The sequence below is a fragment of the Micromonospora sp. NPDC050397 genome (genome assembly GCF_044901685.1).
Taxonomy (GTDB): domain Bacteria; phylum Actinomycetota; class Actinomycetes; order Mycobacteriales; family Micromonosporaceae; genus Micromonospora_G.
This window is the reverse complement of the sequence record NZ_JBJDPS010000001.1, coordinates 463,952-476,325: the sequence shown is the minus strand read 5'-3', so window position 1 is coordinate 476,325 and position 12,374 is coordinate 463,952. Positions and strand designations below refer to the sequence as shown.

Here is a 12,374-nt window from a genome sequence, read left to right as displayed (position 1 = left end):
GACGACCGGACCGTCGAGCGGGTCGAGAAGTCGGCGGCAGCGGCCCGGGGACGTGACCGGCGACCCGCCGATCACTGTGGCCGACCGACCTCGAACCGGCCGTCGTCGGAGCTGACGACGATGGTGACCGTCTTCTGCTCGCCGCCCACCAGCACCGCGCACGGGAATCTCGCCTCGGCCCGCACCGGCTGGCCGGCTGGACAACTGACCCCGGTGACGTCGACCTGGTAGCTGTTGCGCAACACGTCGGCCACCCCGACCTGTAACGCGGGACCGTCGAAGACCTTCTGGTTCAGGAAGCCCGGCCAGGTGAGGCCGAGTACGACCACCAGGGCGGCCAGCGCCAGGACCGGCCCGCCGACGGTGAGCGCGAGCCTCGCCCGCCTACCCGTCGCCGGTCGTCGTCGGCCCGGTTCTCCGTCCTGCTGTCCCGGCCCGGACTGTTCGGTCGAGGCGGGCCCCCACTGGGGTGCCGGGGCGGGACCCCAGTGCAGCGGGGAGGCCGCACTCCATCGTGGTGCGGGGCGTGGGCCGTCTTCGGGACCTGCCGGCGGGCTGCCGAGTGGCTGGCCCCACCGCTGTGGGTCGTTGTCGTGGAACGGTCCGTACGGGCTGGTCATCGTCGTCTCCCGGGATCGCCGGCCGGCTCAGTAACCGGCCGGGGTGGGCGCCGAGACGACGTCCGGGGCGGGCTTCGTCTTGCCGCCGGAGGGGCTGATCGCGAACCAGGTGCCGCCGACACCCTGACCGAGGATGTCTCCGGGCTTGGTGTCCTTACCGAAGTAGTAGACCGGCCAGCCGTTGATGGTCACCTGACAGGTGCCGTCGGCGCGCTCGACGTACCCGATGATCTGCGGGTCGATCCCGCTCGGGTAGATCGCACCGGGCGACTTGACGAGCAGCGGCGGCCAGGTCTTCGCGCAGTCGCCGTTGCAGTTGGACTTCGACGGCTTGGCCGTGTCCTTGTCGAAACGGTAGAGCGTGCGGCCCTCGCCGTCGGCGACGTACGCGCCGATCTCGGCCGAGGCGGTGCTGTTGAGCACGACGATGTTGCTGCCCTGACCGGTGTCCGGTGCCGGCGAGAGCGGCACGTCGGAGGGGCCGCTGTAGATCTGCACCCGCCGCTGGGTCTTGGCCACCACCGGCCTGCTCGTCGGGGTGGGCAGCGTGTCTCCGATCACCTCCGGGGTCGCCTCGGTGGTCGGGGCGGCGGAAACCGTCGTTGCCACGGCGGCCGGCGGCGGGGCGGCCACGGGGGCGGCCGCCTCCGAGTCACCGCAGGCGGCCAGGGCCGCCAGGCTGGCAAGGGCGATCGCGCCGTACGCGATCCTGCTGTGCAGCTTCATGACTGGTCCACTCGTACCTCTCGGGTCCGGGTCCGTCCTGTCGCGGCCCGGTTCGGCATCCACACGGGGCGGGGCACGATCCGGTTCACCGGTGCGCGGAATTCGTCGAATCCGCCGGTCGCACAGAAATCCGCTGAACCGATTCCGAGGGGGATCCGTGTGGGTGGTGTTACCGCGGCGGGATGTCAGCTCGGGACCGACCGAGCCCCCGATCGCGCACACCTCACAGCACAAAGGAAAGCGAGAATCGTCATGGCGACCTACCACATCCAGACCGAGGACATGCAGGAGTCGGCGAGCTGGCTCCAGCAGAACATGCAGACCCTGCTGGACGGCATGAACCAGGCCAAGAGCAAGATCGACACGCTGATCCAGGGCGGTTACAACACCCCGGCGGCGCAGGCGAAGTTCGGCCCGTACTTCGACGAGTACAAGTCAAGTGTGGACCAGACACTGCAGGGCATGGAGGGCATCAGTCAGTATCTCCAGCAGGTCGGTACGGCATTCGAGGACACCGACACCCAGACCGGCAACAGCCTCGGCTGAAATGTCGTCCCCAGGCCGCGCGGTGCTCCGTCACCGCGCGGCCTTGACCATTTCCCACCGGTCCGACCGACCCGTTCCGAACCGGCACAACCAATCAGGAGAATGCCGTGCGCCTCATGCTCACCGTCGTGGACCCGCCCTCGGTGGCGACCGACTACCAGGTGGACGTCACGCCCGAGACCACCGTCGGCGAACTCGCCGAGGCCCTGGCCGCCCGCCGGCCGGAGCCGGCCGGCGGCCCGCCCCCGGTCTTTGTCGCCGGGGCCCCGCTCGACCACCGGCTCGCGCTGGCCGAGGCGCCACTGCGGCAGGGGTCGGTGCTCGGGCTGGGCCACCCGGTCGAGGAGGCCGTCCGGCCACCCCGGGGCCTGGTCGAGGTACGGGTGGTCGGCGGCAGCGACGCGGGCGGCGTCTACCAGCTCGACCTGGGCGAGCACACCATCGGCGCGGCCAGCACCTGTCGGGTACGGCTGGCCGACCCCGCCCTGGCCTCGGTCATGGCCCGGGTACGGATCGCCCCCGACGGCCGCTGCCACCTGCTGCCGGTCGGTGCCGGGCTGCTGCTCGACCGGGTGCCGCTGGAGAGCGAGCAGGTGTGGGCACCGGGCGCACAGCTCGCCGTCGGTTCGTCCCTGCTCGAACTGCGCAGACCGGAGCGGGCGGACGCCGCGCTCCAGGTCTCCGAGGACCGGACCGGGTACGACTACAACCGGCCACCCCGGCTGCTGCCGGCCGCGAAGACCACCCGGTTCACCCTGCCCGGCCCGCCGATCCCACCGGAGCGGCGTCCGCTGGCCCTGATCGCCGTCCTCGCCCCGCTGGTGGTCTCCGGGGCGGCGTACTTCATCACGCACAACCCGGCCACCCTGCTCTTCGCCCTGCTCTCACCGCTGGCGCTGATCGCCAACCAGGTGAGCAGCCGGCGTCAGGGACGCGCCTCCTACCGGGGTCGGCTCGCCGAGTACGAGGAGAAGAAGGCCCGGGTCACCGCCGAGGCCCAGGAGGCCCTGGCGGCCGAACGGATGGCCCGGCGGCAGAGCTGTCCCGACCCGGCTGCGGTGCTGCTGATCGCGGTAGGACCGCAGCGGCGGCTCTGGGAGCGGCGCCGTTCCGACCCGGACTTCCTGGACCTGCGGGCCGGCAGCGCCGACCTGCCGTCCGAGGTGGTGCTCACCGACCCGGCGCAGGACGAACACCGGCGCGAGATCCGGTGGAGCGCGCTGGACGTGCCGGCGACGGTCTCCGTACGCAAGCACGGTGTCGTCGGTGTCGCCGGCGGTGAGCTGGCCCGGACCACCGCGTGGTGGATGCTGGCCCAGGCCGCGGCGCTGCACAGCCCCGAGGAGCTACAGATCTACCTGCTCGCCGGGGCCGGCGACCCGGACGGCTGGGCCTGGACCCGCTGGCTGCCGCACCTCTCGCCGCGCGACGGTCAGGACACCCTGGCCACGGTCGGTGCGGACACCCAGACCCTGGCCCGCCGGGTGGCGGAACTGGTCGCGCTGATCTCGGCCCGGAGCGCCGAGTCGCGCTCCGACGGCGCGTTCCGGGACGTGCTGGTCGTGCTCGACGGGGCACGCAAGCTGCGCACCCTGCCCGGGGTGACGCAGATCCTGCGGGAGGGGCCGTCGGTCGGTGTGTTCGCGATCTGCCTCGACGCCGAGGAGAAGCTGCTGCCGGAGGAGTGCCAGGCGGTCGTCGCGCAGCAGCCCGACGGCACCCTGCTGGTCACCCGGACCCTGGCCAGCCCGATCCCGGGTGTGCATCCCGACCTGGTGACCCGACGCTGGTTGCGGACCATGGCCAGGGCGCTGGCGCCGGTACGCGACACCGGCGGCACCGACGACGGCGGCGCGCTGCCCGACGCCAGTCGGCTGCTGGACGTACTGGGGATGGAGCCGCCGGAGCCGGACGCGGTCGCGGCGCGCTGGACCACCGGTGGGCGTACCACCGAGGCGGTGCTCGGTGTCTCCCTGGACGGTCCGTTCGCCCTCGACCTGAAGCGGGACGGTCCGCACGCCCTGGTGGCCGGCACCACCGGCTCGGGCAAGTCGGAGCTGTTGCAGACCCTGGTCGCGTCGCTCGCCGTGGCCAACCGGCCGGACGCGATGACGTTCGTGCTGGTCGACTACAAGGGCGGCAGCGCGTTCAAGGACTGCGTGCTGCTGCCGCACACCGTGGGCATGGTGACCGACCTGGACACCCACCTGGTCGGGCGGGCCCTGACCTCGCTCTCCGCCGAACTGCGCCGCCGGGAGCACATCCTGGCCGAGGCCGGCGCGAAGGACATCGACGACTACGTCGACCTGCTGCGCCGTGAACCGACCCGGGTGCCGATGCCGCGCCTGCTGATCGTGATCGACGAGTTCGCCTCGATGGTCCGGGACCTGCCGGACTTTGTCACCGGGCTGGTCAACATCGCCCAGCGGGGCCGCTCACTCGGAATCCACCTGGTGCTCGCCACCCAGCGTCCCGGTGGTGTCGTCTCGCCGGAGATCCGGGCGAACACGAACCTGAGGATCGCGCTGCGGGTCACCGACAGCAGCGAGAGCCAGGACGTCCTCAACGCCCCGGACGCCGCGTCGATCTCCAAGTCCACCCCGGGCCGGGCGTACGTCCGGCTGGCACAGTCGTCGCTGGTGCCGTTCCAGGCGGGTCGGGTCGGTGGGTTCCGTCCCGGAAGCGTCAGCACCGAGCGCCCGGCGCCCTGGTTGGTGCCGCTGGACTGGACCGACCTGGGTCGACCGGTGCCGACCCGGCCCGGCGGCGGTGCGGCGCCGTCGGCCGAGCTGACCGACCTCGCGGTGCTGGTCCGGGCGGTACGCGCGGCCAGCGAGCAGCTCGCCATCGCGCCCCAGCACAGCCCCTGGCTGCCCGCACTGCCGACGACGCTGACCGTGGACACCCTGCCGGCCCCCCGGGCGAGCGCCTACCACCTGCCCCCGGTGGCGTACGGCCTGGTCGACCTGCCGGCGCAGCAGGACCAGGTGCCGCTCGAACTGGACCTGGCCACACTGGGACACCTGCACGTGATCGGGTCGTCACGCAGCGGTCGTTCGCAGACGCTGCGTACGATCGCCGGCACGGTGGCCCACGCCCACTCGTCGGCCGACGTGCACCTGTACGGCATCGACTGCGGCAACGGGGCGCTGATCGCGCTCGCCGAGTTGCCGCACTGCGGCGCGGTGGTGCAGCGTACGGAGGCCGAACGGCTGGGCCGGCTGCTCGCCCGGCTGACCGCCGAGATGGGACGCCGACAGCAGTTGCTCGCCTCGACCGGCTCGGCGAGCCTGGTGGAGTTCCGCTCCGGCGCGGCCGGGTCCGAGCGCCCGCCGCACATCCTGGTGCTGCTGGACCGCTGGGAAGTGTTCGACAAGACCTTCGCCGACTTCGACAACGGCACCCTGATGTCCGGGGTGCTCACCCTGCTGCGGGAGGGCGCCGGGGTGGGCATCCATCTGATCCTGGCCGGTGACCGGAGCATGTTCTCCACCCGCGTCTCCGCGACCACGGAGGACAAGTTGGTGCTCCGGTTGAGCGAACGCGGCGACTACGGGATGGTCGGCATCAACTACCGGCAGCTACCGGACGAAATCGAGGCGGGGCGGGCGTTACGGGCGGTCGACGGCGCCGAGGCGCAGATCGCGCTGCTCGCCCCGATCGGCGGTACGGGCGAGCGGGAGGCGGTGGCCGACAGTTCGGGGCAGGGCCAGGCCCGGTTGCTCGCCGCGATCGCCGAGACCGTACGGAACCGCGACGCCGACCTGCCCGAGGCGGCCCGCCCGTTCCGGATCGACGTCCTGCCCGACGAGGTCGGCCTCGCCCGTGCGCGGGCGCTGGTCCGGCCGGCCGGTCCACTCTGGGCGCTGCTCGGCGTCGGTGGTGACCAGCTCGCCGGGGTGGGGCCCGACCTGGCCGCGATCTCCAGCTTCGTGGTGGCCGGTCCGCCCCGGTCGGGTCGGAGCACGGTGCTGATGACGATGGTCTCGTCGCTGTTGGAGCGGGGCACCCCGGTGGTGATCGCCGCACCGCGCCGGTCACCGCTGCGGGAGTTGGCCGGTCTGCCGGGGGTGCTCGACCTGGTCGCCGGTGACGATCTCACCTCGGCCCGGCTGGCCGCCACGCTCGGCGACCACACCGGTCCGGCGGCGGTCGTGCTGGACGACGCCGAGCTGCTGCTCAAGTGCGACGCCGGCAGCGACCTGGGCGAGATCGCCCGGACCGGTACGGAGACCGGCCGCGCGCTGATCATGGCGGGAACCATCGACGGGCTCTCCGGCGGCTTCGGCGGCTGGCACGTCGACGCCCGCCGCAACCGTCAGGGCGCTCTGCTCAGCCCGCAGGGGCTCGGCGACGGCGAGGTGCTGGGCGCGAAGCTCTCCCGGGGTCAGCTCGGCGGCGGACGACCCGGCCGCGCACTGGCCCACTTCGGCGACGGGCGGGTACGCGTGGTGCAGGTGCCCCGGGCCACACCGGAGGCGGTCCGGACGGCGGTGTCGGAACCGACCACCAACGCCGCCTGAGCCGGACAGCGATCGGGGGGACACCGTGTGGTGTCCCCCCGATCGCTGTCGTCGACCCCGCCTGTGGTCTACGACTGCCCTGTGGCAGCGCGATCCGGCGTCGCGGTGAGTTCGAGCGTCGCGGTGATCGTGTCGAACAGTTCGAACAACTCGTCGGCTTCGGCGACGTTCGGACTGGAGCCGGTCACCACGAGCACGTCGGCGCTGCCCGGCAGGGGTACGACGGTGTGCATCACGGCCGACCGGATGGTCGCCTCGTCCAGGGTGACGTCCTGGATGCCGTGCACCCGGCCGACCGTACCGATGCCGTTGATCTGGGCCGTGCCGACCCGGCGCCAGGTCCCGTCCGGCCGCGCCGGCTGCCGCACCGAGGTCAGGGCGCCGAGCACGTCGCCGGTGGCCGGCGGGGTGACCACCGAGACCAGCACGGTGGCGGTGAGCGGACCGTCCTCGTAGAGCTGGAAGGTGCCGGCGGCGTGCGCCGCGCCGGAGCGCCGGGCGTGCCGCACCGACCGGCGTACGGATTCGGTGAAGGCCCCGGCCTGGCTCTCGGTGAGCCCGGCCTCCCGGGCCCTGCTCCACACGTCGTGCGCGATCCGGTTCTCGCTGGCCTCGTCGGCGAGGGAGAAGTCGACCCAGTCCTCGGGCGTACGCAGTCGGAAACCGGTCGGGGTGGGCGCGGCCGTGGATGTCGAGTCGGTCACTGAGTTACTCCTTCGCCTACTGTGCTGATCCATCGGCCGGCGGCTCGGTGAGCGCGGCGGCCGTCTGCTCGTCGGTCTCCCGGAACGCGTCCGCGACCGCCTTCGCCGCGTCGCGTACGCCTTCGAGGTCCTTGGCCAGGACATGCCGGCCGTCGCCCCACCGTTTCTCGAACTCATGCGCGGCGGACTCCAGATCGTGTTGGCCGAGCGAGTCCACGAGCTGCCCCATCGCCTTGATCGGTGAGCTGTCCATCAGGTCTTTTGTACGTTGCAGCAGGTCGTGCACCCGCTCCAGCTCCGCACCGGGAACATCGATCACGCTCATGCGAATTCCTTCGGGCCGTCGCAGTGACTCTGCGCGGTACACGGTTCTCCGGGGCGACCGGTTCAGCGGGCGTCGGACCGGTCCGACGCCCGCTGCCAGCGGGAACTGAACCGATCCGGCGTCCGCTACGTGTTCGAGTCACTTCCCGGGGAGACGGCCCGGGACGGGGAGAAGCAACCGGTGTGACGAGGGAGTTCGGTCATGACGCGTCCAGGGGCGGCCGAGTGGTCGGTGTTACAGCTCGACTCCGATCCGGTGCCCGGCGATCCCGAGTCCTTCGAGGAGATCACCCGGGCCTACCAGGAGTTGGCCCGGACCACGCAGGAGGCGCACGACCTGCTCGCCTCGGGCGGCCAGATCGACGTCGGCCAGGGCAGGGCGATGGAGGCGTTCCGGGACCTGATCGGCAAGCTGCCGGGTCGGCTCGACACGATGGCCCAGTCGTACGGCCAGGCCGCCGACGCCTACCTGCGCTACCTGCCGTCGTTGCAGGAGGCGCAGTCGATGTCGCTGCGGGCACTGGAGGAGGCCCGGCAGGCGAGCCAGGACCAGGGATCGTCGCAGGTCGCACTCGCGGCGGCACAGGCGGTGATGATCGCGCTGGGCGGTGCCACGGAGACCGACCCGGCCGCGAAGGACGCCGCCACCGACGACCTCACCGCCGCCCGCAACCGCCAGGCCCAGGCCGACCAGGCGCTGGACCAGGCGAAGGCGCTGTTGGGCCAGGCCACCGCGCTGCACGACCAGGCGGGGCGTACGGCCGCGCAGGTGATCCGGCAGTTGGCCAAGGACGCGCCGCAGCGGTCGCTCTGGGAGAAGATCGCCGAGGCGTTCCAGGCGTTTGTCGACTTCCTGCGCAGCACCGTGGTCGAGTGGCTCACGACGGTGCTGGACGTACTCTCCGCGATCGCGGGGTTCATCTTCCCGCCGCTGGGCCAGGCGATCGGCCTGCTCTCCGGTGCGATCGACCTCGCCAGCGCGTTGGCCGGCGGGAACGCGGCCGAGATCGCGATGGCGGCCGGTGGTCTGGCACTCGGGCTGGTGCCCGGTGGCCGGCTCGTCGGCCGGGTGATGAAGTTCGCGGCCAAGGGCGGCAACCTGCTGCCGGGCTCGGTCTCCGGCGGCATCAAGGCCGGGACGAGGAGCCTGGACGGCGGGGGGCGGCAGATCGGCGGCCCGCTCGGTAAGGGCGCTCCCGCGATCGGGCCGAACCGGCCGCCGGTGCCGAAGGACACCTCGATCTCGCTGGACGTACGGGAGTGCGTCACCGACCCGGTCGACATCGCCACCGGCGACATGGTGCTCGCCCAGATCGACCTCGACCTGCCCGGGGCACTGCCGCTGCTGGTCGAGCGGACCCACCTGTCGTCGTACCGGGCCGGGGGCTGGTTCGGGCCGTCCTGGGCCTCGACCGTCGACCAGCGACTCGAGTTCGACCCCGACGGGGTCTGCTACCTCTCGCCCGACGGAATGATCCTGGTCTACCCGCCGGTGCCGGTGGACGGCTCGGCCCTGCCGGTGGAGGGACCGCGCTGGCCGCTGACCCTGCTCCCGGACGGCCACGCCGAACTGGCCGACCCGGTGCTCGGCCGTACCACCCGGTTCGAGGTGTCCGGCGAGGTGGGGCTCGTCGCGTCGGTCTCCGACGGCGACGGCAACCGGCTGGAGATCGAGCGGGACGACGACCGGGCGCCGACCGGCCTGCGCCACTCCGACGGCCGGCACGTCACCGTCACCACCGACGACGGCCGGATCACCGGGCTCGCCCTGGTCACCCCGGACGGTCGGACCGCCGCCGTGGCCGGTTACGGCTACGACGAACGACGCCGGCTGGTCGAGGTCGTCAACGCCTCCGGCCGACCGCTGCGCTTCGGGTACGACGACGCGGGGCGGATCGTCGACTGGACCGACCGCAACGGTGTCGGCTACCGGTACGCGTACGACGCCGACGGTCGGTGCGTACGGACCGAGGGCGACGGGGGTTTCCTCGACGCGACGCTCGCCTACGACCGGGCGCGACGGGTCACCGCGTACACCGACTCGCTCGGCAACACCACGCTGTACGAGCTGGACGAGGCGCACCACACGGTACGGCGTACCGACCCGCTGGGCGCGGTGACGCGGTTCGAGTGGGGCCGGTACAACCAGCTCCTGTCCCAGGTGGATCCGCTGGGTCGGACCACCCGCTACCGGTACGACAACGCCGGCCGGCTGGTGGCGGTCACCCGGCCCGACGGCAGCGAGGCGCTGGTCTCGGCGAGCGGTACGGCGATGACGATCGCGGTCCGGGCCGGAGACCGGATCTTCGCCCGTGGCTACGACCGTGCACCGGACCTGACCTCGGTCGGGGTGGCCGAGTCGTTCGCCTACGACCGGCTGCGCGCGGACGATCCCCGGCGGGACACCGCGCTCGCCGGACGGCAGGTCAGCCGGATCGGCGAGGGCGGTCGGGCCGAGCGGGTGCGCTACGACGACGAGGGCAACCCGGTCGAGCGGATCGACGCCGCCGGTCAGGTGACGCGCACCGAGTACGGCCCGTTCGACCTGGTGGTCGCGACCGTCGACGCCACCGGCGCGCGGACCGGCTACGAGTACGACACCGAACTGCGGCTGACCACGGTCACCGATCCCCGTGGCCTGGTCTGGCGGTACGGCTACGACGCCGCCGGGCGCCTGACCGAGGAGTCCGACTTCAACGGCCGGGTGCGGCGGTACGAGTACGACGCCGCCGGTCAGCTCGTCCAGTCGACCAACGGTCTCGGCGAGATCACCGAGTACGACCACGACCTGCTCGGCAACGTGGTGGAACGGCGTACGGCGTCGGGCACCACGACGTACGCCTACGACCCGATCGGACGGCTGGTGGCGGCGACCAACGCCGACGCCGCGCTGGTGATCGAGCGGGACGAGCAGGGGCGCGTGCTCAGCCAGACGACAAACGGCCGGACCCTCGCGTTCGGTTACGGCCGGGACGGCACGCGCGCCCGCCGGACCCCGTCGGGTACGGAGAGCGTCTGGGCGTACGACCCGTTCGGCAACCTGGAGTCGCTCTCCACCCGGGGCCACACCGTCGGGTTCCGCCACGACCCGGGTGGGCGGGAGCTGCGCCGCAGCGTCGACGGCCGGGTGGTGCTGGAGCAGACCTTCGGCGACGACCGCCGGTTGACCGCCCAGAGCCTGCCCGGCCGGCGGCAGCGCCGGTTCGAGTACCGGGCCGACGGGCGGCTGCACGGTGTCGACGACACGCTCGCCGGGCGGGTCGACTTCGAGCTGGACCCGGCCGGACGGGTGACCGGCGTGTGGGGGCCGAACCGGGCCGAGCGTTACCGGTACGACCCGGCGGGCAACCTCACCTCCGCCTCGGTCGCCGGGGCCGGGCGGGTCGGCGAGCTGCGGTACGAAGGGAACCTGGTCACCGAGGCCGGCGGGGTGCGGTACACGTACGACCGCGAGGGTCGGATGATCTCGCGCACGGTGACCGACCCCGACGCCGGGGACCTCGTCTGGTACTTCGTCTGGGACGGCCACGACCGGCTGATCGGGGTGTCGACACCGGACGACGACCGCTGGGACTACGTCTACGACCCGCTCGGACGGCGGATCGGCAAGCGCCGCTACACCGCGTCGGATCCACGCACGCCGGTGGAGTGGGTCGACTTCGTCTGGGACGGCCCACTGCTGGTGGAGGAGGTGCACACCGACGCGCGGGGAGACCGCCGGGTGATCACCTGGGAGCACCACCCCGACCACGGGCACCCGGTCGCCCAGTCCGTACGGATGAACGCCGGGCCCGACCCGGCCGACGGCGATCCGGTGGACGAACGCTTCTACTCGGTTGTCACCGACCTGGTCGGCACGCCGACCGAGCTGGTCGACGCGTCCGGGGAGTTGGTCTGGCACAACGGCGACAGCCTCTGGGGGGTGCCGCTGGCGACGGCGGGCGGGACCGTCACCCGGGACGAGCCGGCCACGATCCCGCTGCGTTTCCCCGGCCAGTACCTGGACCCGGAGACCGGCCTGCACTACAACGTCTACCGCTACTACGACCCGGTCAGCGGCCGGTACGTCAGCCAGGACCCGCTCGGGCTGGCACCGGCGCCCGACCCGGCCGGGTACGTCGACAACCCGGTTGTCTCGGCGGACCCGCTCGGGCTGGCACCCTGCAACATCAGGGCCGACAGCATCGTGCCGCTCCGACCGGACGGGGGGTTCGACGCCTCCCGGCTCAACCGCCCCGGCAGCTCCGGATCCCGCCCGGACGACCTGGACGGACCGAACGCCGATCTCGGCGACCTCGGCCGGCAGAACCTCGCCGACTACGAGTTGTACGCGCACCCGGTCGGGATCAAGCAGTCCCTGATCCCGAACCCGACCAAGCCCGACATCGTCTTCCACGGGTCGAGCGAGCCACCAGAGGTGATCTTCAACACCGGCCTCAAGTCCCGGGCCGAACAGGCCGGCACGGTCCCGCACTACGACATCGCCAAGCACATGCACAACGGCAAGGGCAGCGGCTTTGTCTCGACCACCGGCAACCTCGACGTGGCCCTGCAGTTCGTGCGCTCCGACGGCACGAAGATCTCGTCCGGCGGCAAGACCTTCGACCAGCGCGACGGCTACATCTACGTGGTCGAGCCCCGCAACCCGATGGTCCACCTGCCGACCCAGAACGTGCCGAACCTCGACCACCTGAAGTACCAGGACGAGTGGGCGGCCATCGACAACGTCCCGCCCGGACTGATCAAGCAGGGAATCCACGTGCAGGGGCACTACAACGTGCTCCCGGACGGCAGGGGCGGGCTGCGCATCGAGACCCCGTCGGACCCGAGGTACGGGCTCAAGATGACCGGCGTGGAGAACGACAAATTCGTCCGGTCGTCGTAGCGGCAACCGGGTGACACCCAGATCAACGGCAGCGTGACCAGGACGA

Annotated in this window: 7 protein-coding genes; 3 read left to right on the top strand and 4 right to left on the bottom strand. The window is 72.1% G+C overall.

Annotated features, from left to right (window positions below):
• Positions 1–71: 71 nt before the first annotated feature.
• Entirely contained in the window at positions 72–620 is a 549-nt protein-coding gene (locus tag ACI2K4_RS01850) for a DUF4333 domain-containing protein (RefSeq protein ID WP_404507978.1), read from the bottom strand.
• A gap of 27 nt (positions 621–647) precedes the next feature.
• Positions 648–1,346 carry a hypothetical protein gene (locus ACI2K4_RS01845; RefSeq protein ID WP_404507977.1) on the bottom strand — a complete coding sequence of 233 codons (699 nt, stop codon included), beginning with the start codon at positions 1,344–1,346 and terminating at the stop codon, positions 648–650.
• A gap of 252 nt (positions 1,347–1,598) precedes the next feature.
• Here ACI2K4_RS01845 and ACI2K4_RS01840 point away from each other — a divergent pair, with 252 nt between their 5' ends.
• Entirely contained in the window at positions 1,599–1,892 is a 294-nt protein-coding gene (locus tag ACI2K4_RS01840; RefSeq protein ID WP_170208458.1) for a WXG100 family type VII secretion target, read from the top strand.
• 116 nt (positions 1,893–2,008) lie between these two features.
• A complete protein-coding gene (locus tag ACI2K4_RS01835) occupies positions 2,009–6,415 on the top strand; it encodes an FtsK/SpoIIIE domain-containing protein (RefSeq protein ID WP_404509149.1) in 4,407 nt (1,468 codons plus the stop codon).
• A 68-nt stretch (positions 6,416–6,483) separates the two neighbouring features.
• Here the strand turns inward: ACI2K4_RS01835 and ACI2K4_RS01830 are convergent, their stop codons facing one another.
• Positions 6,484–7,119: a hypothetical protein gene (locus tag ACI2K4_RS01830; RefSeq protein ID WP_404507975.1), complete on the bottom strand. Its 636-nt coding sequence runs from the start codon at positions 7,117–7,119 to the stop codon at positions 6,484–6,486.
• Between the two features lie 16 nt (positions 7,120–7,135).
• Positions 7,136–7,444, bottom strand: coding sequence for a hypothetical protein (locus tag ACI2K4_RS01825; RefSeq protein ID WP_404507974.1), 309 nt, complete (start codon positions 7,442–7,444; stop codon positions 7,136–7,138).
• Between the two features lie 201 nt (positions 7,445–7,645).
• Between ACI2K4_RS01825 and ACI2K4_RS01820 the strand changes: the two genes are divergently transcribed.
• Positions 7,646–12,328 (top strand): DUF6531 domain-containing protein, encoded by a 4,683-nt coding sequence (locus ACI2K4_RS01820; protein WP_404507973.1) that lies wholly within the window; start codon positions 7,646–7,648, stop codon positions 12,326–12,328.
• The last annotated feature ends 46 nt before the right edge of the window (positions 12,329–12,374 follow it).